Genomic DNA, 22,891 nt, shown 5'->3' with positions numbered 1-22,891 from the left:
ACAGATGAGTTTTTCAGCAAGCGTGCTGATCGTTCTTGTGATCGTTCTGCGCTCTGTGACCCTGCACAAATTACCCAGACAGCTGTTTCTGGTCCTGTGGGGAATTGTCATCGCCAGACTGCTGATTCCGGGTTCTGTGCCGGTTCTTCCGCAGTTATCGCCACAGGTTGAGGTTGCTGCTGCAATCAATCAGGTTAACACGCACACAGCAGCCGTAGTGCAGTTGCCGGAACGATCAGCCCTGCACACAGGGATGTTCGCCCGGGATATAGCGTTCACAGCCTTTACGGGCGGGGAGCCGGAGCAGCCGTTTCTGAAGCCGGAGCTTCTCGGTGCCATATGGCTTGGGGGCGCGGCGCTGCTGCTTATGACCCTTGCGGTGATCTTCTACAGAAGCAAGAGAGAGCTGCGGACAGCACTGCCTCTGCAGAGGCAGGAGCCTGTAATCGAGGCCTGGCGTGCCCGGCATCCCTTGCGGCGCAAGCTTACCATCTTGACATTTGACCGGATGGATACGCCGGTTACGTGCGGAATCTGGCGTCCGAAGATTATTCTGCCCACGACCCTGAATACCGGTAATGCACCAGCCATGGAATATATTCTCACCCATGAATATATGCATATCCGGTATTTCGATACAGTGTGGAAGCTGGCTGCCTCCGTGGCCCTGTGCCTGCACTGGTTCAATCCGCTGGTCTGGCTGATGGTCTTCTATCTGAACCGGGAGCTGGAGATGGTCTGTGATGCCAGAGTCATCCGTAAGCTGGGTGCAGAGCACAAGGCGGATTATGCGTTATGTCTCTTGGAGGTGGCGGAGCAACAGAGGGGATTCACGCCCCTGTATACAGGCTTCAGTAAAAATGCGACCAAGGAAAGGATCGTGTCGATCATGAAATTACAAAAATTGACGGTGTTGACGGCGGCCATTTCACTCATTCTGATCGCAGGAGCGGTGTCCGCGTTCGCAGAGCAGTCTAGCGATGCGGTAAGCAGTGCCAATACCGTGAATTCTGCGGAAATGAATGCACTGGAGAGCGACGACAACAGCGGGGGTGATTCGGCGGCAGCGGCAGCCTCCTCGGAGGATGGAGCGGCGGTAACCGATTTTAACTATGATGCACTGAAGGATTACATGACCTATGGACTGACGTACGACAAAGCCCAGGACAGATTCTCTTACAACGGCAAGCCTATCCGCCTGTTCCTGGACCAGGATCTCAAGCATGAAGGGAAGTTCAACAAATTCTACTATGACGGGAACGGCTCGGCTGATTTCAAGGTCGTCCGGGACAAGGACAACAAGATCCAAGAGATTCAAGTGGTGAATGACAGTGAGCTTAAGGCCTTGGGTAAAGAGTACGGCTTCGAGCTGAATGCCGACGGCCTGAAATTCCAGAATGCCAAGTAACTGTTCACCGGATGCTGAGTGTTAAAGAACAGAAAATGAAACGTTAACGCACTTCTTGAGATATGTCGGGGAGTGCGTTATTTGCTATAATGGGAACGGGTGACCAGAGTACAAGCCAGGTGAAGAGGAGGACATGAATATGAATATGAATATGAATGTGGATGTGGATAGGGTGGAAGAGCCGCCCGTTCAGCTTATCGGCATGCTGGGCCAGCCGTATGACCCCAAGAGGGTCCAAGCCGTGCTTAAGCCCTATGGCGTTAAGCGCATGCCGGCTCCGAAGAGCTATTTCAACGATACCATGATCCCGTGCGCCAAAGCATCTCTAAGGATAGATCTCTACCGTATACCCAAAATCAATGAGCTGACCGGACTACAGTATACGAAGCCCGATGATTGGATCATTGGCGCTATTCACTTCCTTCCCCCTGGTTCGGGCAAGCAGAACGAAGTGCCTTATCCCGTCATTTTACCTGAGGACATTACGATGAACTCTTCGCCTGAGGAAGCGATCGCGGCCTATGGCCCTCCGCAGCTGGATGAAGAATGTGAATGGCCCGGATTTTCCGGCCGCATTATCGCCTGGCGGGGCGAGGGCATAAACATCGCATTAGAATACGAGTACAGCAGGGAAGGTAGAGTGCTACGAACCTATATCGCCTGCCTAATCGGCTGCATCGGCGCTTGGCGGAGCGATAACCCGGAGGTTTTTGCACCATGAGCAGGGGAGGGCTGATTCTGGTAGGACAAGCTTTCGTTAGAATCGCGGAGAGCTGCCGGAGAGCTGCCCTCCCTGCAACCGACACACTAGAGAACATAGCAGTTGGATAAAGAGCACTTGTTTCGGCCGAACCGCTCCCTTTTCAAGAAGCAGTTGGAAAAAAGGCACTTAGTTCCACGTATTCTATGATATTCGCTGAATCTGGACAAATTAAGTGTTGTTTATCCAACTGCTACCCATAAGTACCCCGTTAGAGCTCGATTAGTTGTACTTTTTCCACTAGATTCCCTCCCCATTCTCTCACCGCACGATGAACTTAACCTTCCATTCCTCCTGCAATTCATCCCATTGAGCACACTTGCTAATTTGTATTTACAAATTATGGGATACATGCTATCTTTGCTATGAAAGCGCAACCATTATCTGATAGGTTAACCAAGGTTTTACCATTTTGTTCATGGGGAGGAAGGAAGAAAATGAAGAAATGGCTCAAAAGAACAGGAACCATGCTGCTCGCTTGCACACTGCTGCTTGGAGGCTTGACGGCACCGCCGCGTACCGCCCACGCTGACCCCGCACTGATCACCATCGAAAGCGAGAATGCCCAGCTCACCCCGGATTTGCAAGTGACGACCCAGATTTACGGAACGCCGAAGCCCGGCTATTCTGGAAGCGGTTTTGTCTGGATGCAGAACTCCGGTACGCTAACCTACACCGTAACTGTCCCGGCAACCGGCATGTATACGATCTCGACCCGGTATATGCAGGAACTGAGCCCGGATGGCAGACAGCAGGCATTAATCGTTAACGGTGCTGCGAAGGGTTCGTATATGCTGCCCTACACCACTACATGGAAGGATTTCAACTTCGGCTATCACAAGCTGAATCAAGGCAGCAATACCATTCAGGTCAAAGCAGGCTGGGGATTCGCTTATTTCGACGCCTTAACGGTGGATCATGCGAACCTGGACCCCCTGATTGTGCAGCCCGTTCTCTCTGACGCTCAGGCCACGCCCGAAACCCAGCTCCTGATGAATTATTTGACGGAGGTGTACGGGAAGCACATGCTCTCGGGCCAGCAGGAGATCTACGGCGGAGGGAATGACGGCAACTCCGAGCTGGAATTCGACTGGATTCACAACCTAACCGGCAAATATCCGGCAGTCCGCGGGTTCGACCTCATGAACTATAATCCGCTGTATGGCTGGGAGGACGGCACTACCGCCCGCATGATCGACTGGGTGAATAACAAGGGCGGGATTGCGACCAATAGCTGGCATCTTACCGTTCCCCGTAACTTCACCGCCTATCAGCTTGGGGAGTTTGTCGATTGGAAGGAAGCCACCTACAAGCCAACAGAGACAAACTTCAATACCGCAAATGCTGTCATTCCGGGGACCAAAGAGTATCAGTACCTGCAACTGGCGATCGAGGATCTGGCGGAGCAACTGCAGATTCTGCAGGACAACAATGTTCCCGTAATCTTCCGTCCTTACCATGAGGCAGAAGGCAACGGCGGGCTAAATGGGGAAGGCGCTTGGTTCTGGTGGGCTTCGGCAGGTGCGGAGGTGTACAAGCAGCTCTGGGATCAGCTCTATACCGAGCTTACGGAGACCTACGGCCTGCACAATCTGATCTGGACCTATAACAGTTATGTGTACAGCACTTCTCCGGCCTGGTATCCAGGGGATGATCAGGTGGATATTGTCGGCTACGACAAATACAATACTATCTACAACCGCTATGACGGACTGTCCGGCGTGCCGAATGAGGACGCGATTAGCTCGACCTTTTATCAGCTGGTGGATCTGACTGGCGGCAAGAAGATGGTAGCCATGACCGAGAACGACACCGTTCCAAGCGTGCAGAATCTGACCGATGAAAAAGCAGGCTGGCTCTACTTCCTCCCATGGTACGGTGAGCATCTGATGAGTACGGCCTTCAATTATCCGGCTACGCTGACCACCCTGTACCAGAGTGATTATGTCATTACGCTGGACGAGCTGCCTGATCTAAAGGGGAATAATCCTCATCCGGGCGCAACCATTACACCATCCATGGTCGAATTTGACAAAGCTCCGGCTCATCAGACCGACCAGACCGTCACCATGAACCTGAACGGCAACACGTTAACGGCTCTTCGATCCGGTACCGCCATTTTGACTGAGAACGAGGATTATACCGTAAGCGGGAACATACTGCTGCTCACTAAGGCGTTCCTTGCAACGCTGCCGGTTGGCGAGCATTCTATCGTCCTGGATTTCAATCAGGGCCAAGATCCCGTGTTAAAAGTAAAAGTCATCGATACAACGCCAGGTGCTGCCATCTCACCAGACCATGCGGTGTTTGACCGGGCGGCGAATCTTGCACAGGATATTTCTGTAGCGCTTACCTTACAGGGGCATCAGCTGACAAGCCTGAAGAGAGGCAGTTACAGCCTTGTCTCCGGCCAGGATTACACGGCCACTGACACTGCGGTTGTTCTGAAAAAAGCTTATCTCTCCACGCTGCCGCTCGGCCAGCATGCGATCGCTTTTCATTTTAGCGGCGGAGCAGAGGTTGTGTTTACTGTGAACGTAGAGGATAGCAGCGTTCCGCTGCCTTCAGGCGACTTGACCATTCAGGCCTACAACGGCAGCACCGGTGCTTCGACCAATGGAATCGCACCCAAGTTCAAAGTAATTAACACCGGGAGTACACCGGTCCAGCTCAGCGATGTGAAGCTCCGGTATTACTACACGATTGACGGCGAGCAGCAGCAGAGCTTCTGGACCGACTGGTCCAGCATCGGAAATGCGAACGTCACCGGGACCTTCGTGAAGCTGGATACCCCAGCCGCCGGTGCCGATTATGCTCTGGAGATTGGCTTCACCAGCGCTGCGGGAACCTTGAATCCCGGCCAGAGTGCCGAGATCCAGACCCGCTTCGCTAAGGTCAACTGGTCTAACTACAATCAGGCCAATGACTACTCCTTCCGCGCCGCCGGTACCCAGTTCGCCGATCATGAGCAGGTTACGGGATATGTGAACGGGCAGCTGGTGTGGGGGATGGAGCCTTAAACGCCCTCAACCGTAGTTGTTGACCCATTCTCCGCTAAGTAATAAAATTATCTATTTAGCGGGGAATTCATTATACCGGAGGTGTTCTTTTGATAAGAAGGTATAGGTCAACAATAATACTGCTGGCGTTAAATGTACTTTGTATTTTTGCGGTCGATATTTCGACTATTAAGTATAGACTTGGAAAAGGGACATCTGGTAACGGGAATCCCGGAATAGTAGTTTTGATTCTTAGCCTGATATTGCTTGCGATTTTCCTCATTCACTTGGTTTTAAAATCTATTGAATATTTAAGAAAGCTGCCCCCAACAATCTCAACGATAGTCATTCCAGCTCTTTCGCTTGTCTCTTTAGTTCTCATGATTTTTGGTCAACTAAACACAATCAGTGCATTAGAACAAAGCTTAAACGGCTTCACAAATGATGAAGATTCCGTAGTCTTTCGTTTCGGCTGGATTAATCAATATACAAATACTCTGTTTTATAATGGATACATTTTGATGTTCGGGATTTCCATAGCGATGCTTCTGTCTTGCCTTATAGTTAGAATGCAATCCAAGCCACTTCATCGTCAATGAATAAACATGTAACCGTTTTCGTGTGACGCAATTACTATAAGAGGAGGTACTAATATGTTAACCAAAATAAAAAAATGCGGAGTTTACAGCCTAGCACTAGTATTACTAGCTTCAACCTTGCTCGGCAGCACGGGTTCCCGCGCATCTGCGGCAGAGGCGTCAGCTGCGCTGACCTCGGACTTCAGATCGTTGCAGGCTTCGCAGATCGTCAGCGAGATGGGGGCCGGATGGAATCTGGGCAACTCGCTCGAAGCTTCGGTGAACGGGATCCCCAGTGAGACCGCCTGGAATAACCCTACCATTACGCCGCAGTTGATCCAGAAGGTCAAGGCAGCAGGCTTCAAAACCATCCGTATCCCGGTCTCCTACCTGAATTATATCGGGAGCGCTCCCGGCTATACGATCAACTCGGTATGGCTGGACCGTGTGAAGGCAGTCGTGGATTACGCCTACAATGAAGGACTGTATGTCGTCATTAATATTCACGGGGACGGCTTCAATTCCGTTCAGGGAAGCTGGCTCCTGGTGAACAGCGGCAACCAGACGGCCATTAAGCAGAAGTACCAGAAGGTCTGGCAGCAGATTGCGAATAAGTTCGCTGGTTATGGGGAGCGGCTTATTTTGGAGTCGATGAACGAGGTGTTTGACGGTAACTATGGCAATCCGAATCCGGCGTACTACGCCAACCTGAATGCCTACAATCAGATCTTTGTGGATACGGTCAGACAGACAGGCGGCAACAATAGCGCCAGATGGCTGCTGATTCCGGGCTGGAATACGAACATCGACTATACGGCCGGCAATTACGGATTCGTACTCCCAACCGACACCTACAGATCCTCCACCATCCCCAGCTCAGAAAAAAGAATCATGATCTCCGCCCACTACTATTCCCCTTGGGATTTTGCCGGTGAGGAATCAGGGAATATCACGCAGTGGGGAGCGTCGGCGACGAACCCTGCCAAGAAATCCACCTGGGGACAGGAGGATTACCTGAACTCGCAGCTCCAATCCATGTACAACAAATTCACGACCCAAGGCTACCCGGTGGTGATCGGAGAATTCGGTTCCATTGACAAATCATCCTACGATTCAAGCAATAATATCTACCGCGCCGCCTATGCCAAAGCCGTAACCGCAACCGCCAAGAAGTACAAGGCCGTGCCCGTCTATTGGGACAATGGCTATAACGGCCAGCACGGCTTCGCCCTGTTCAACCGTTATAACAACACTGTCACCCAGCAAGGCATTATCAATGCCATTATGCAGGGGATGCAATAAGTATTCGGCGTGAAGCGGCGGATCATATGGTCTGCAAAAGATGAGGAAAGCTCCTGTGGCGTTCACGGGAGCTTTTTGTGCTGAAGAAGATCTTTGCTTTTGAAGATTGTAACTTACATAGTCGTCCAAGAAGAGGACAAGAGAGGAAGTCATGGATCATTCAACCCATGCCGCCCCCAGCCCGTCTACTCCTCCAGAATGCCTTCAAAAGCTAGTTCGTTCAAGCCTGCATGAAGCGCCTGTTCAATGTATTGATTGCCACAAACCAGCTCCAGCCTTGCAGATATGCCTGCCGGGAGATGGGCGGTTATAAGAAGCTTGCGGCAAGCCGTCTTCTCCCAGCGTACCTGTATAGTGCCTTGTACCGTCCAGACGGCGGCCTCGGCAAATTCCAGATCAGCGGCCAGATAGGGACGAATGACTGCTTGAGTGAATCCGGGTGCCGCTGGGCGAATTCCCACAATATATTCCTGCAGCAGTCTGCCGGGATAGCCGTTCCAGGCGTGGGAATGACTCTCTATATCCTGCCAGCCCTCCCAAAGCGTCAAAGCACCTTGCTCTATCATATATCCCCAGCCGGGATATTCCCGCCGGCTCAGTATGGCATAAGCTTCGGCTTCACAGCCATTGTCGAATAATGTGCGGATTAGCGGCAGGGCTAGGACCGTGCTGCATTCCCATTCCTTCTTCCGGACATAAGCTAATGTGCGTGCCCGCTCTTCTAACGGAACAACATTGGCAAAAAGGGCAAGCGCGCTCACTCCCTGATGCGCCCGGGAAGCACCGATACTGTCCTTGTAAGCCCCTGACTCCGGCAGATAAAGGCGGGCATTCAGGTGTTTACGCATCGCAGCGGCTTGCTGTTCATATCTCTGCTGATCTTCGCTTTTGCCGAGCAGGGCAGCCGCGTATCCCGCGATGTCCAAAGCTTGAATGAACTTAATTTGCTGGACGGTCAAAAACAAGCCTTCATGCTCCACTGACGGGTACGGCCAGTCACTGATATGCCAGCCCTTACCGATGGGCACCAGTCCCATAGCCGAATCAATCTTTTCAACATAATAACCAATCATTCGGGTTAGTGGTTCATAGTAGGCTGTAATTCGCCCAGACTCTCCGGTGGCTTCGTATAATTTCCATAACAAGGTGGCGTAATGCAAATCCCATTCCGGAATCTGGATATGAAACGACGGGTGCTCGAAGGTTGTCGGTGCGACGAAAGGAAAGGTCCCGTCTTCCAACTGGGCGTCGGCGAAGTCAGACAATGTCTTCTCAAGCATATCGACCGCATCGAAATTATACAGCAGCAATTCCGCCTGCAATTCGGTATCGGCCAAATACTGCGCTTGTTCCCGGTGCGGACAATCGACCAATTGGCCCAGCATATTATTTTTTTGCGTCCGGACAGCGGCGTCATATAGCTGATTCAACATCTCGTTAGAACAGCGGTAATGCCCCCTGTAAGGAAGAGCAGTATGCGCTGAACAGACTACAATCCCGGAAGCGGGGGCAATCATATCGGGATACCCGGTCAGCTCAACATACCGGAAGGACTTGTAAGAGAAGTCCGGCTGCCAGTCCTCTAGTTCATCCCCGCGCATCGTGTATTCATCATAATAGGTCTCGGACTCCTCATTGGCGACATTATGACCGGTTCGGCCCTGCTCATCCAAATTCTCGGAATAGCGCATCCGGATCACAGCTCCGGCGTACCCTCTCAGCCTGATGCAGGGCCAGCCGGTGACGACTCTGCCGGCGTCGAAGATTTGGATGTAAGAAGACTGGTCTGGCTCCTGCAGCACTGCAACGCTTGTCAACCGGAGCTCCTCTTCGATCTGTCCCTCCGGTATGGTCTGTAATTGCATGGGCCACGCGTCATTGCTTATAAGTGCGGGGTGCGCGGAGGTACATAGCGAGCGGAATTCCCCTCCTGCATAACGCCAGAGCGGGTCCAGCTTCCTGGCATCATAGGCCTCGACTGCCGAGATTCTTCTTTCCTGCTGATAAGGGGTGCCTGCCTGATGCGGCATGTCGGCCAGTACCTGCCAGCTTGAGTCCGACAGCACTTTGAAGCCTTGGCCTCCGGCCCCCTGCCCGTGCAATTCCAGCCGGAATCCGGGGAGTCCATTGACCGAGTTCTGACCATCTCCTCCCAGATAGTGCGCATCAGCCGTTATACAGTTCATTCCCCTATGCAATAGGCCGGCTACTTCATGGACGGTATACAGCTTTCTTTTGAGAGGATTCGTTGGAGCCGGGGTACCATATCCGCCAAGTCTGATGCCGTTCACATAGACGTGCGCATAATGGTGGCAGGACATATATAACTGTGCTGAATCCGGCTGTTCCGCAAGCTGAAATTCCTTCCGGAAATATGCAAAATCATTGATCTGAACTTCCCTCGACCGCCAGATCCATTGCCCTTCCCACCGCATAACGATCCTCTCCCCGCGTTCATTCTGATGTTCTTGCTCTGAGCATATCATAGCCATTTCACTTGTTAATAGGGGGCGATCTGTGCTATGAATAGGTCTATCTTATCTAGTTAAGATGGGGAGGGGTGGAAGAATGATAGCTCGCAAGCGGCTCGTCTTGGAGGGCCGGGATTATTGGGTGGATCAATTTCCCCTGCATCTTACCAGAGAACGCGAGGCGTTCACCCTGCCGCTGCACCTTCATACCTTCACAGAGCTTCAGTACGTGGCTGAGGGCAAAGGATTTCACTATATCGGCGATGATCGGATTGTAGCGGAGCAAGGCGACCTGTTTATTATTCCCGTAGGAACGGAGCATGTGTACCGGCCTTCTTCGCCTTCTGCGAAGGATGAGCTTATTGTCTACAATTGTATTTTTGACGAACAACTCCCCCGGCAACTGGCGCGGGCCTATCCGCTTCCTGAAGGGCTCTATCCGTTGCTTGCTGCCGGAAGCGGCCGCTATTCCCATGTCAGAGATGATCAGGGCACAGCCCGCCGGATTGTTGAACAGATGTATCAGGAGTATTGTACCCGATCCATCGGCTTCGAGGCGGTTCTGTATGCCCAGTTAACCCGGCTGCTTGTCTGTATTTACCGCATGGAGACCAGCCAGCCGCATGATCTGCCTGCCGCTTCTGGAATCGGTGCCGTTCTGGCCTATATTGACCAGCATTATGATCAGCCGGTCACACTGGCCCAAGCCGCCCGGCTGATTTCGACCAGTCCCAGCTATATGCAGAAGAGATTCAAGCAGGCCACCGGCCAGACTTTTACAGAATACATCCAGAACGTGCGGATCAAAAAAAGCATAGAGCTGCTGCAGTATCCGGCGTATTCCATTAAGGAGATTGCCGGCCTTGCAGGCTACCGCGATTTGAAATTTTTCCATGCCTTGTTCAAGAAGAAAACCGGATACTCACCGGCCCAATACCGCGCTCATTGGCTCAAGCCGCCGGCTGGCCCGGATAATCACCAGGCATGATTTGGCGGTGTAGGTTCACAGAAGGAATTGAAATAATGATGGCACTTTAAAGCGGGATAAGGCAGGGGAGGCATGGCTACGTGCGATGGAAGAGGCGGCAATTCAGGCATTGGCCGATGGCCTGCAAGCTGGCGATTGTGTTCTCGGTGCTGCTTACGGTGATAATCGCCGTGGTCGGAGGGTTGTCCTACCAGATGGCCCGCCGGGCGATGGAGCGGCAGATCAATCATTATATCCCTCAAGTGCTGGATCAGGTGAATGTCAGGCTGGATGATTACGTGAACGATGTGAAATTTCTCTCCAGAGCGGTTATGGTTGAGCCGTATAACGGGCTGCTTGAAGAAGCCTTCAGCGGCTTCGGGCGATCCGGTCCGGAACCCGGGCTTGCTGATACCCTTTCCCTTCACCGGGCCTTGTCATTTATCAGTTTGAATCCGAACAAAGACTATGTCGCTGTACTGTTCTATACTGGCTCGGGTCAAGTCTATATCCGTCAATCCGCCGGAGGCCTGTGGCTGGACGCGTCCTATAGGGATCAGCCCTGGTTCCGTAATCTGGATCTGGATCAATATACGCCGACAGTCCTCGGAACGATTCCCTTCAGGCTGTTTGGCGACAATCCGTATATCGGCGAGTGGAAGGCATTCTCCGTGGTTCAGCCCCTCCGTCAGAAGAATAGAAAGGCGCTGAAAGGAATCATACAAATTGTCGGGACGCTTGAGCCGATCCGGGAGATCATGCGCGGCATTAATTTCGGCACCGGCACCAGGCAATATGTATTCGATGACCGGAACCAGATCGTATATGCCTCTGACGATAGCCTTGCCGGCGCAATCGAAGAGAGCGCTTACGGTATGCAGGGGGCTGAAAGCGCCACCTCCGGCTCAAGCAGAGTCACCTTGGATGGAGAGAGCGTGCTGGTCAGCTACAACCGTTCATCCGCGAGCGGCTGGAGAGTGGTTAGTGTGATTCCGCTGGGCAATATCATGCAAGAAGTTGAGCAGGTCAAAGAATGGATAGGGATCTGGATAACGGCAGGTGTAGCTGCTGTCATTCTGCTATCCTCGCTGCTCTCCGTCCGCATGACTGATCCGCTCCGCCGGCTGGCCCGGACAACCCGTCGGCAGGTCCATTTATCCGCCTCGCCATTATCCCCTGAACCCGGAGGGGACGATGAAGTCGGCCAGCTTGGGCAGACCTTCCGGCATATGATGAGGCGGGTGCAGACGCTGCTGAACGAGATGCTTAAGGAGAAGCTGATCTACCGGGAAGCTGAAATACGTACTCTTCAAAGCCAGATTCATCCCCATTTCCTGCACAATACCCTGGAGACCATCCGCATGACCATCCGTACAGGCAACAGTGAGCGGGGAGAACAAGGGCTGGTTGAACTCGGCCAGTTGCTCCGTTACCATGCGTCAAGCCTGCAAGAAACCGTCCAAGTGCAGGCGGAGATTCAATTTATTCACAGCTATTTAAGCATTCAACGCTTCCGGTACGGTGACAGGTTAAGCTTCAAGCTGGATGTTGATGAAGAGCTGGGGGAGGTCCATCTTCCCGGCTTGTTGCTGCAGCCGCTTGTGGAGAATGCGATTATCCATGGCGTCTCGCCGGTTGACCAGCGGATCCGCATCACAGTGCGTTTGAAGCGGCAGGGCGGATACATGATCTGTTCCGTGATTGACGAAGGTCCGGGAATTCCGCCGGATCGGCTGGATGCCTTGCTTGCATCTCTCCGGCAGGAGACGGGTGCAGCCGGGAAGCGAATCGGGCTGGAGAACGTCTATCAGCGAATTCAACTGATCTACGGAGACCAAGCTGAATTCCATATGGAGAGTATGGACGGGGCAGGAACGATCGTAGGGTTCTCCATCCCGCTTGAAGGAGAACGGTCTACAGCGAAGGAGGAGTGTCATCATGAAAGTGCTGATTGTGGATGACGAACAGGAGATCAGGGAAGGACTGTGTCACATGCTTCGTTCGCTACCGGCAGAGGAGGTCCGCATTGAAGTAGTCGGGACCGCTCCTGATGCGGCGGCAGCGCTCGAATGGCTGCAGGAGTCCGAGGCCGATGTTGTTATTACCGACATAAGAATGCCGGGGATGGACGGGCTTGGGCTGTCGGAAGCGATCCGCTGCCATTATCCGGCCACCCGGATTATTGTGCTCAGCGGACATGGGGATTTCACCTATATGCAACAGGCGCTGCGGCTTGGCACGATGGATTATTTGCTGAAGCCGGTCGATGAGACTGAGCTGACAGAGGCCCTGAAGCGCGTTCCTCAGCACAGCAATCATAAGCTGCGGCGAAACCGCGCCATGACAAGAGCGGCATTTGAGGCCTTGGAGCAATCGTGCAAGCTTGTGCTCGCAGCGGACATCGACGATATGCAGAACCCAAGAGTGACCGAGCTGGGAGGGGGACAGACGGTTTCTTGGCTGATGATGAAGATATTTGAGGAGATTGCGGATGAGCTTGGCCATCTCTGTTACCTCTCGGATGCCCTACGGTCCGGCAGTCCCGTTCTCGTGATCGGTGTGTTTGCCGATTCGCAAGCAGCCGGAGAAGGGATTGCACGAAGCTTCTCCGAGCAGTTCACAGCCTTTTGGCTGGAGGGCATGAAGCTGTCTGCCAGTGTAGGAATATCTGCTTCATTCTCCGGGCTGAGCTCAGAGGCATCACCGTATAATCAGGCATTTATGGCTTTGTTTGGCCGCCTGTATCATGGCACGGGCATTTACCGGCATAAGGAGACACAAGGGCAGACGGGCAGCAAGCGGGCAGGCGATGAATTACATCTGGTCCGTGCGGCGCTGGAGACGGCGAATGAAGAATCGCTTGCCTCCGAAACTGCGCAGAAGCTGGACGTATGGCTGGAGCGGGCAGATCTTGGACGGCTGGTCCGGGGACTGGAGACGCTGTTCCTGATGATCTATGAGCGGCTGGAAGCGTGCCAATCCTCAATCCCGGCGTTTCGCGCGCAAAGAACCGCCGATTTGATATCGGAGCTAATACAGGCAAGGAATGCGGCTGAGCTGAGAAGCAGGGTGCTTCAGCAGGTTCAGCACATGGCACAAGAGTTCTCCGGAGGAGAACTGGAGGGACATGTGCTTGTCGCAGCCAAGCTGTATATCCGCAGTCATCTCACGGCTTCCCTCACGCTGTCAGAGGTGGCTGGGGCCATATACGTGAGTCCGCATCATTTAAGCCATCTCTTCCGGGAACGGACAGGCATGACTTTTCTGGAATACGTAACTGCGCTGCGTATGGAGGAAGCCAACCGGATGCTGAAGGAACCAGGCGCCAAAATCTATGAGGTTGCCGAGCAGATCGGTTATAAAAGCTGGAAGCATTTTAGCCGTGTGTTCAAAGAGTTTGCCGGGATCGGGCCGGCGGAATACCGCAGAAATTCCAGATAATAACAATTGAGATTTCGACATTATTCGCAAGATCCGTTCCCTAATCGCAAGGACCTGTCATTTAGCGGCCTTCCCTCTCTTTGTATAATAAAGCTATTCAAGGGTAACGCCATCAAATGACCATCCCAAACACAATGAGGTTAAGTGATGAACAAGAAGCGAAGGATATCCTTGGCCGCAGGAGCATTATTCTTGACAGTTATGATCTACGGTTGCCCCGGCCGGGAAGAACAAACGGGGACCTCGGGAACCTCTGGTGCACCGAACCCGCCTTCTGCGGATACCGGCCATCCGGCGGAAGGGGCTTCTGCGCTAAGTACAGTGAAGCTGGACATGATGGAGAACGGATGGTCTAATACGCCGACTGATGAAGCGGACCCTTGGAGAAAGTGGATCAAAGACCGGTTCAATATCGAAATGACGATGGACGCTGTGCCGCCGGGAGAACTGGAAGCCAAGCTGCTTCTCCGCTTCTCCTCCAGCCAGCCGCCGGACCTCATCTTCTCCTGGGACCGTAATCTGATCATGAAATTGCACAAGCAGGAGGTCCTCCTGGACGACTGGACGCCATATCTGTCTAAGCTTCCGCATGTCATGCAGACTTGGAACAGCCAGATGAGAGCACACGCTACTGTGGAGGGCAGAATCATCGGCTTGCCGAAGCTGCCGGAGGCGTTCACCTGGGCGCTTATGATCCGCAAGGACTGGCTGGACGCGCTCCAGCTATCCCCGCCGGCTACGGACACCGAACTGCTGGAAGTGCTCCGGAAATTCACGTATGGTGATCCTGACCAGAACGGGAAAGACGACACATGGGGCATCAGCTCCGCAGGCTCCGGCAGCGATGTCGGCGAGCTCAGCATTCTGGAATCCATGTACGGCCCTTCCGGCTTCCATATCGGCCCGGATGGAACTGTGCAGCATTCGGTAGTAAATGGTACGCATCTGAAATTTCTTGCGTTCATGCGGACAATTGTTAAGGAGAAGCTGATTGACCCGGACTGGTATACGCAGAGCTGGGAACAGCGCAAGCCGAAGCTGTTCGGAGGACACATCGGTATCGTCCACTATCCTGGCGCCATCGTGCAGGAAGGGGAGAGAATGAACGGAGCAACCGGCCGCACAGTCAACTGGTGGGATGCGCTGCAGGTTCCCAAGGGTGCAGAATTCGGCGGCAGGCGTCCGCCTGCACCGATTGCCGGGGGTCTGCTGGCGGTATCTGCACAGGCGGCCGGAGATGCTGAGAAGATGGAGCGGATTCTCCGCTTTATTGACTCTACCGTCTACCCGACCGAAGGATATTGGGCACTCCGCTGGGGAGTGGGGGTGAACGGGCAGAAGGTCACCGATTTCGGCCGGGAAGCCAAGTTCATCAGTCTGAAGGAGGACCCGTACCGTCAAGAGGTCAAAGGGGCGAATGACTGGGGGACATGGGTGGCGACCAGCCAGGACCGGGTGCTAGAGAGCCTCAGGGACAGCCCCGGGCCGGCGGACATCAAGCAGCTGGAACTGGACAACAAGGCGATGAGCATGGACAGCTACACCAATTATCATGAATTGCTGCATCTGGACCCGCAGATCTCCTCGGATCTGAAGAAGCTGACGCAGGAGTTCGACCTGAAGTATATACTGGGCGAGGACAGCGATTATGAGCGGTTCAAGCAAGAATGGCTGCAGGCAGGCGGGCGGCAACTGCTGGAGGAAGCGTCAAGTCAGCTAAGAGTAAGATTCCACTTTGACAACTGAGGGGAGAAATGACCGGATGAAAAAGAAGATCGCTTTAATATCCGTAGTCCTGGCAAGCCTGATGGGGGGAGCCTCTGTTCAGGCTGCAATACCGAATGTGGAGCCGTTTCCTGTCGGAATCTTTTGGTCGCCCGGCCCGGAGGAAACAACCAGCGCCAAGTATCAGGAGATCAAAGAACTGAACGCGACCTTCGTGCTGCTGTCCAACGGCATTTATACCTACGCGCAGAATGATGCTGCACTTGCCCAATGTGCGGATAAAGGTCTGAGCTGCATCGTGCAGGATGACCGGCTGGGCTCGCATAAGTTCACGGTTGACCAGACGGCAGGCAATGACGGCAAGTATGTGTCGGCCGGCAGTTCACTGGGACAGACCTTTACGACACCTGCCGAGCCGGACATCGCCATTGATACCATTCAGCTCTATATTGACAGAACCCAGTGGACGGCGGGCAGGAAGCTTACCCTTAGCCTGTACTCCTCGCCCGGTAAAGAGAATCTGATCGGATCGTATTCCATTACAGGTCCTGTAGCCGATGATTATCCTGTTTTTAAATTGCATAAATGGCTTAATTCCGGCAGCAGTTACTATTTTGAGCTGACAAGCGGCAGTGCCGCGGATATCGGCTGGGTGGTAGGCCATTCACCCAATGTTTTTGCCGGAGGAACAGCGTACCAGAACGGTACGGCACTGAGTGATTACGATTTCTGGTTTAAGCTCAATTACGGGCAGAAAATGTACAGCGGCGGCGCACAGCCCCCGGCCTCTGTTATTAACGACATGGCTTCCCATTATGCCGGGAACCCGGGCCTTCTGGGTTACAACCTTATGGACGAGCCAGGCGCAGCGGCCATGACCGGGCTGCAGGGGACCATGGAGAAGTTCAGGGCGGCTGATCCGAACCATTTGACATATGTGAATCTGCTGCCGAACTATGCTCAGAATCTCGGCTTTGGTCCCCAGTCCGGAGAGTATGTAACCCCCGGTTCCGCCTTGGGCCAGACATTCAGGACGAATTCCGGGACCTCGCACATTTCCTCCCTTCAACTGTACATCGACAAGAATCAATGGGGCAGCAATGAACCGCTGACGCTTAAGCTCTGGAACTCCCCGGCCAAGTCAGCTCTTCTCGGACAGAAGACGTTATCGGGATCGTCTACCAGCTTTCCTGTATTTGAGATCAATGCAGCGGTAAGTCCGAATACGGACTATTACTGGGAATTGACACATGGCGGGGGCGGCGACAACCAGGTCGGCTGGGTCATCCGGTCTACGGGCGGAGTGAAGCTTGAAAAGGACGGGACCGCCTATGTAGCCGGGGCACCGGTCAATGGAGATTACTGGTTTGCACTGAATCAGAGCCTGGTTTCCTTCTCCTATGAAGATTATGTGTACCGCTGGGCCAGCAAGAAGCCGGACTTTCTTCTGTTCGATCATTATCCTTACAGTGCCGGAGGCGGCTTCAGCAGTGAGTATTTTGCGAATCTGGAAATCATCCGGCGGCAGGCTCAGGCCGCTTCGCTAAACTTCTGGGCGTATATTCAATCTGTAGGAGTAACTGACGGACTGCGTCCGCCAACCGAGAACGAGCTAAGGTATAATGTCTACAGCAGCCTGGTTTACGGGGCAAAAGGCATTAACTATTTCACCTATGAAACGCCGAGCGGGGAAGGAGAAACATTCCACGACGGAATTATTCTTCCGGGCGGCTCCAAGGGACCGCTGTATGCTTCCGCACAAAAGGTGAATGCAGACCTGCTCCAGATCGGCCCTACGCTGAGGACGCTTACTTCACAGGCGGTATATCACACAGGTTCGCTGCCGTCCGGGACATCAGGGGTGCCCTCCGGCTTCTTCTGGAAGCCGGATGATGCGGCGCAGCCTCTGATTATCGGTTACTTCAAGAACGGGAGCGGAAGGGAGTATGTAATGGTCGTCAACAAGGATACAGTGAACGCGGTAACCGCCCGGTTCAGCTTATCCCCGAAGCCGGCCGGCGTGAGTGAAGTATCCAAATCGACCGGAACGGAGACGGGTACCGATTATAATGCTGCAACCGGGAAGCTGTCTTCATCGCTCGCTCCGGGCGAGGGGCGGTTATACGTTCTGCCTTAAGTACTGTAATCCCGATTATACTAATTCATCTGAGGTGAGTTCCTTGAACACAGAGCATATTGCCAAATACTATACGTCAATTCCCGGTTTAGCGGACAGGTTCAACAGAACAGCCGGACAATGGGGCTTCCAGGCTGCCAGCCTGGAGGAATACGAAGCTTGGAAGACAAGCACCCGGGCCAGACTGGGCGAACTCATCGGCATGACAAGAATGGACATGTGCGATCTACGGCCGGAGCTGCTGGAATCCGTCCAGCAGGAGAATTACCGCCGTGAGAAATGGCTCATTCAGGTGGAGCCGGACGTGTGGATGCCCTTCTACCTGCTGATGCCGGACGGGCTGCAGCCGGGGGAGAAGAGACCTTGCATGATTGCAGCCCATGGACATGGTACCGGAGGGAAGCTGTCTCCGGCCGGACGGACGGATATTCCAGCCTTGCGGGAGCCGATTGCCGGCGCTCATCTGGATTACGGTGTATCATTTGTTCAGAGGGGATATATCGTCCTGTGCCCGGACGCCCGGGGATTCGGAGAGCGGCGGGAATCGTCGGGGCAGGGCGATGAAGAGTCTGTGTTCTTGGGCAGTACTTGCAATCAGTTGAATATGATGGCGATTAGCCTGGGATTATCACTGACAGGGATGTGGACTTGGGATTTGACACGTCTGCTTGACTACATCGGGACCCGGCAAGAGATTGCACAGGAACGGATAGGCTGCTGCGGATTGTCAGGAGGCGGCCTGCAAACCCTGTGGCTGGCCGCTCTTGATGAGCGGGTGAGCTGCGCTGTGGTCAGCGGGTACTTTTACGGATATAAGGATGCTCTGCTCAATCTGTATAATTGTTCGTGCAATTATGTGCCCCGGTTATGGGAGGCTGTGGATATGGGAGATATCGCAGCCTTAATTGCCCCGCGCGCCTTGCTGATTGAGACGGGCGATCAGGACCCCCTGAACGGTGAACGGGGAGTGGACAATGTGAGGGAGCAGGTTGAAATTACGGCCGGCGCTTACCGGTTAACCGGGGCTGAGGACCGCTTTGCACACCACATTTTTGCCGGTGGACATGTCTGGAACGGCGGACAGACCTATAAGTTTGTGGACAGGTGGCTTAACGAATGAAATGCAATTAAAAAGCGGTTGGGCAGAAAAACTGCCCAACCGCTTTTTAATTAGTGTGCTCTCAGCATTAAAGCGAAACCCTCTGCTCTGCATATGATAAGCTGCAACGCATATATTGTTGCGGGAAAAGAAATAAAAGTATATTATGATATTTGTAAGTATACATTTATCTTCTTTGGAATGCTTGGAGCGGGAGGGAATTATATATGAACAGTGTGAACTGGCGGGCGGATTGGATATGGGCGGCCGGGGTATCAGAAGAGAATAACGTATACGTGGAGGCACGCAGGCGTTTTGAGCTGACGGTGCAGCCGAAACGGGCCACGGTGCATATTTCCGCCAATCAGCACTACAAGCTGTACTTGAACGGGAATGAGATTGGAAGAGGACCGGCGCCTGCAGATTTGTCATGGATGTCGTATGACAGCTATGATATCGGGGAACGTCTGCAAGCCGGTACGAATGTCCTGGCGGTTGTGGCTCATAACTTCGGCCGGGAGCCGATTGTGACAGAGCAGCTCCAGGGGCCCGGCGGCATCATCTGCCAGCTTGATCTGTTCGGCTCGCAGGAGAATGCCGACACACCCTTAGGCTCCATTGCCAGCGGGGCGGACTGGAAGTGCCGGCGGTCGCCGAAGTGGACAACGAAGGCCAGTCGGCTGCACCTGTGGGGAGGATACCGGGAGATTGCCGATTTGAAGGCGGAGGATGGCTGGGAACGGGCGGATTATGACGATTCCGCTTGGCCGGCTGCCGCCGTTGCCGCCCGGGCGGAGCAGCCGGATTCGCCTTGGCCCCGCCTGTTGCCCCGCGAAATTCCGCCGCTGCGGGAGACCTTGGTGCAGCCTGTCTCAGTTGTTGCTGCGGAATCCTATCTTGGCAGGCTGGAGAGTGCCGAAGGCTTGCTGCGTGATTATGGGGAAGGAGAAGCGGCGGTGCTGGACGCTTCGGCCCCGGGTTCGCTTCCGCAAATTACTTATGACTTCGGAACAGAGATTGTGGGCTATCCTGAAATAGAAGTCGAAGCGGCCGAAGGCGGGGTTGTACAGCTATTCTACGGGGAATCATTGGAGCTGGTGCTCACCGATACCTTTCTGCTTCGCAAGGGTGCGAACAAGCTGGAACCATTTGGCCGCCGGGCGTTCCGCTATCTTAAGATAACAGGGATGGCAACCCCCTCCGCGCTCCGGGTCCGCTCGCTGGGTGTCCGTTTTGTCCACTATCCGTATGAAGGAGAGCCGGTGTTCCGCTGCAGTGACGAGAAGCTGAACCGGATATGGGAAACGGGGCGTTATACGACCGTTGTGAACAGCCAGCATCATTTGGAGGACTGCCCCTACCGCGAAGCCGCCTTGTGGGTTGCCGACGCTGTTGTGATGGGTAAAGTGGTCTACCAGACCTACAGCAACCCGGAGCTTGTCCGTAAATCACTGCTGCAGGGAGCAAGAATCCAGAATGAAGACGGTTCGATTCCCGGCACCGGGCCACAGCGGAACCGGTTTCTGCTGCCGGATTTCTGTGCATTCTGGCTGCTGGGCGCCTGGGAGTACTACTCGTATTCTGGGGACCTCCAGTTTATCCAAGAGATCTGGCCGCATGCCGCCTTGCTGGCGGACTGGTTCGGGCGGCAGGAAGACGAAGCCGGGCTGTTCGCTAAGGCGGACCGCAGCGGATGGTGGTGCTTCATTGACTGGTCGGATGATATAGAGCGCAAAGACCGGGTCACTGCGGTGTCCTGCTATTACTACAAGTTCCTGCTGACCCTCTCCCTCATGGCACAGGAATTGCAGGAAGACGGCCGTGCGGCAGAGTTCTTGCGCAAGGCGAAGCGCTTGCGCGAAGCCATCCGGACACGGCAGCGCGTCCCAGGTACCTCCCTCTATGCCGATTGTCTGACGGATGAGGGACTGTCCTCCAGTGTGACTGCTCAGACGAATTTTGCTGCAGCCTGGTCGGGTATTATGGAGGAAGCGGAAGCGGTCGCTTTCATCCGGGAGGAGTATCTTGCAGAGCGGCTGCCTCCGATCCGTGGAGCCTTCTTCTATCACATCGTGCTTGAGACCTTGTTCCGCTACGGCTTCGCGGAAGAAGCGGTCTCCATCATCCGCGGGTACTGGGGAGCGATGCTGGACCGGGGAGCCACGACCTGGTGGGAAACGTTCGATTTATCGCTGCCGTTCCCCACCACCCCAAGCCCCTATCTGGGGCACACGCCGACTTATTTGCAGGATTCCATTCCGGTCAGCCTGTCGCACGGCTGGGGAGCTTCTCCTACTTATCTGCTGAGCCGTGAGGTTCTGGGCGCAGATGTATCGGAGGCGGGCAGTGGCAGAGTCTTGATCCGTCCCACTCCCGTTGAGGGCCTGGATTGGGCAGAAGGCGTCATTCCGACGCAGCATGGAGAGCTTCAGATCAGGTGGGCGAGAGAGCAGGACGGTAGGCTGCATCTGAAGGCGCTGATTCCCTCCGCGTTCTCGGTCATAGAAGCCGATATGGAGCAGATGACCCTTGTAAATGCTGACAGTGGTACCTGCCTCACCGGCATCATAAGGGTACCTGAAATTCAAGAGGAATGCGGCGTGGGAGCAGATGTCACTATCCTCTGACGAACACGGCAACAGCGGCAATACAATCCGGCGAAACAGCGGCCTGAGCAGCCCGGTTTCGCCTCTTTTCATTGCGAAAACGTACCCTCTAAAGTATACTTATGCCATTCGATAGGAGTGATCAGCAATGAATGTGGACAAATCCGATAAAACGCCGATGTACCAATACATCATGAACGATATCAAGCATAAGATTGAAACCGGCGAGCTGAGGCCGCATGATCCTTTGCCGACTCAGATTGATCTGGCGAAGGAATACAATACGAGTGAAATCACCTCACGGCGGGCGCTCTCCGATCTGGTGCAGGAGGGATACGTATACCGAATCCGCGGGAAGGGGAGCTTTATTCAGGAGAAGACGGCGGCTGCGGAGGCGAAGCCGATCAGCACTCTTTTTTTCGCACATTTGAATCTGGAGCTGAACAATTTCAGCCATCCGTTCTTCAGTGAAATGTTCGACGGCATCAGGGAAGTGTGCGGCGAGAATGGAGTTGCCTTCCATCTGTGGGACATGGGTACTGATTATCAGTTGCCTGAAGATCCGAATGCCGGAATTATCCTGCTGACGACTACGGCTGCCGATTCCTTCGACATTGAACGGCTCACCGCATGGCGGCAAGAGGAGCGGAGGATGGTCACTGTGCATTTCTACTATCCGCATTTGGGAATTCCCTATGTTATTGTGGACAACCTGACCGGGGGCTATCTGGCGACGCAGCACCTGATCTCGCTTGGCCACCGCAGAATTGGGATCATCGTTACAGGGAAGTCCATTATGGAGATCAATCAGGAATTCTCGCTTCGGCTGCAGGGTTACCGGCTTGCACTCACGCAGCATCAGATTCCTTTTGATCCGCAGCTTGTTGCGTTCATGGATGAGGAGCAGGAGTCGGTGAAGCTGGGGGCAGAGGGCTTCGAGAAGCTGATGGAGCTGGAGGACCCTCCGACAGCGATCTTTGCAACCAGCGATTACAAAGCGATCGGGGCCATGAATGCAGCCAGGGCGGCTGGCATGAGAGTGCCGCAGGATATCAGCATCATGGGTTACGATGATATGAAGCTCGGTGAGATAGCCTATCCCTCCTTATCCACTGTGAACCAGAATACGAGGAAGGTGGGGGAGCGTGCCGCCGAGATTCTGCTGTTCGAGCTGGCAGGAGCGGGACAGCAGCTCATCAAGGACGAGATTGTGCCAACACTGATCCCCCGAGCAAGCACGGGACCGGCTCCACAGTGAACTGTACGGCCGTTGTTGCTGCTTATTAAGGCGGAAGAAGTGAATTGGAAAAGTCATAGGCTGCCGGATATTCCGGCAGCCTATGTTTTTTGTTGCAGCAGCCGGCAAAAAAGTGGTTGCACCGTAGGGTGGTATAGAGT

At 53.9% G+C, this 22,891-nt stretch carries 14 protein-coding genes; 13 read left to right on the top strand and 1 reads right to left on the bottom strand.

Going from position 1 to position 22,891, the window contains the following annotated elements:
• Positions 1–4 precede the first annotated feature (4 nt).
• The 5 genes from J2Z70_RS03755 (at position 5) to J2Z70_RS03735 (ending at position 7,047) form a co-directional block, all read left to right on the top strand.
• On the top strand, positions 5–1,408 hold the full coding sequence (locus J2Z70_RS03755) for a M56 family metallopeptidase (protein ID WP_209869558.1): 1,404 nt from the start codon (positions 5–7) through the stop codon (positions 1,406–1,408).
• 139 nt (positions 1,409–1,547) lie between these two features.
• Entirely contained in the window at positions 1,548–2,129 is a 582-nt protein-coding gene (locus J2Z70_RS03750; protein WP_245367965.1) for a hypothetical protein, read from the top strand.
• Positions 2,130–2,605: 476 nt separating this feature from the next.
• Positions 2,606–5,188 (top strand): glycosyl hydrolase, encoded by a 2,583-nt coding sequence (locus tag J2Z70_RS03745; protein ID WP_209869556.1) that lies wholly within the window; start codon positions 2,606–2,608, stop codon positions 5,186–5,188.
• Positions 5,189–5,277: 89 nt separating this feature from the next.
• The gene (locus tag J2Z70_RS03740) at positions 5,278–5,766 is read left to right on the top strand and encodes a hypothetical protein (RefSeq protein WP_209869553.1); all 489 of its coding nucleotides are present in this window, start codon (positions 5,278–5,280) and stop codon (positions 5,764–5,766) included.
• A gap of 54 nt (positions 5,767–5,820) precedes the next feature.
• Complete coding sequence (locus J2Z70_RS03735) at positions 5,821–7,047, top strand: glycoside hydrolase family 5 protein (RefSeq protein ID WP_209869550.1); 1,227 nt, start codon at positions 5,821–5,823, stop codon at positions 7,045–7,047.
• A gap of 185 nt (positions 7,048–7,232) precedes the next feature.
• Here the strand turns inward: J2Z70_RS03735 and J2Z70_RS03730 are convergent, their stop codons facing one another.
• The gene (locus J2Z70_RS03730) at positions 7,233–9,482 is read right to left on the bottom strand and encodes an alpha-L-rhamnosidase (RefSeq protein ID WP_209869546.1); all 2,250 of its coding nucleotides are present in this window, start codon (positions 9,480–9,482) and stop codon (positions 7,233–7,235) included.
• A 133-nt stretch (positions 9,483–9,615) separates the two neighbouring features.
• Here J2Z70_RS03730 and J2Z70_RS03725 point away from each other — a divergent pair, with 133 nt between their 5' ends.
• The 8 genes from J2Z70_RS03725 to J2Z70_RS03690 all read left to right on the top strand — a co-directional run bounded on the left by J2Z70_RS03725 (position 9,616) and on the right by J2Z70_RS03690 (position 22,751).
• Positions 9,616–10,506, top strand: a complete 891-nt coding sequence (locus J2Z70_RS03725) for an AraC family transcriptional regulator (RefSeq protein ID WP_209869543.1) — start codon at positions 9,616–9,618, stop codon at positions 10,504–10,506.
• 80 nt (positions 10,507–10,586) lie between these two features.
• The gene (locus J2Z70_RS03720) at positions 10,587–12,446 is read left to right on the top strand and encodes a cache domain-containing sensor histidine kinase (RefSeq protein ID WP_209869540.1); all 1,860 of its coding nucleotides are present in this window, start codon (positions 10,587–10,589) and stop codon (positions 12,444–12,446) included.
• Positions 12,424–13,926 carry a response regulator gene (locus J2Z70_RS03715; protein WP_209869538.1) on the top strand — a complete coding sequence of 501 codons (1,503 nt, stop codon included), beginning with the start codon at positions 12,424–12,426 and terminating at the stop codon, positions 13,924–13,926. Before J2Z70_RS03720 ends, J2Z70_RS03715 begins: the two co-directional genes overlap by 23 nt.
• 201 nt (positions 13,927–14,127) lie before the next feature.
• A complete protein-coding gene (locus J2Z70_RS03710) occupies positions 14,128–15,672 on the top strand; it encodes an extracellular solute-binding protein (RefSeq protein WP_245367988.1) in 1,545 nt (514 codons plus the stop codon).
• 16 nt (positions 15,673–15,688) lie between these two features.
• Complete coding sequence (locus tag J2Z70_RS03705; RefSeq protein ID WP_209869532.1) at positions 15,689–17,788, top strand: alpha-amylase family protein; 2,100 nt, start codon at positions 15,689–15,691, stop codon at positions 17,786–17,788.
• A gap of 43 nt (positions 17,789–17,831) precedes the next feature.
• On the top strand, positions 17,832–18,908 hold the full coding sequence (locus J2Z70_RS03700; protein WP_209869529.1) for an alpha/beta hydrolase family protein: 1,077 nt from the start codon (positions 17,832–17,834) through the stop codon (positions 18,906–18,908).
• 206 nt (positions 18,909–19,114) lie between these two features.
• Positions 19,115–21,514, top strand: a complete 2,400-nt coding sequence (locus J2Z70_RS03695; protein ID WP_209869527.1) for a family 78 glycoside hydrolase catalytic domain — start codon at positions 19,115–19,117, stop codon at positions 21,512–21,514.
• Positions 21,515–21,641: 127 nt separating this feature from the next.
• Positions 21,642–22,751 (top strand): GntR family transcriptional regulator, encoded by a 1,110-nt coding sequence (locus J2Z70_RS03690; RefSeq protein WP_209869525.1) that lies wholly within the window; start codon positions 21,642–21,644, stop codon positions 22,749–22,751.
• Positions 22,752–22,891: the final 140 nt, after the last annotated feature.

The organism is Paenibacillus silagei, assembly GCF_017874735.1.
Classification (GTDB): domain Bacteria; phylum Bacillota; class Bacilli; order Paenibacillales; family Paenibacillaceae; genus Paenibacillus_AQ; species Paenibacillus_AQ silagei.
This window is presented reverse-complemented; position numbering and strand designations above follow the sequence as displayed.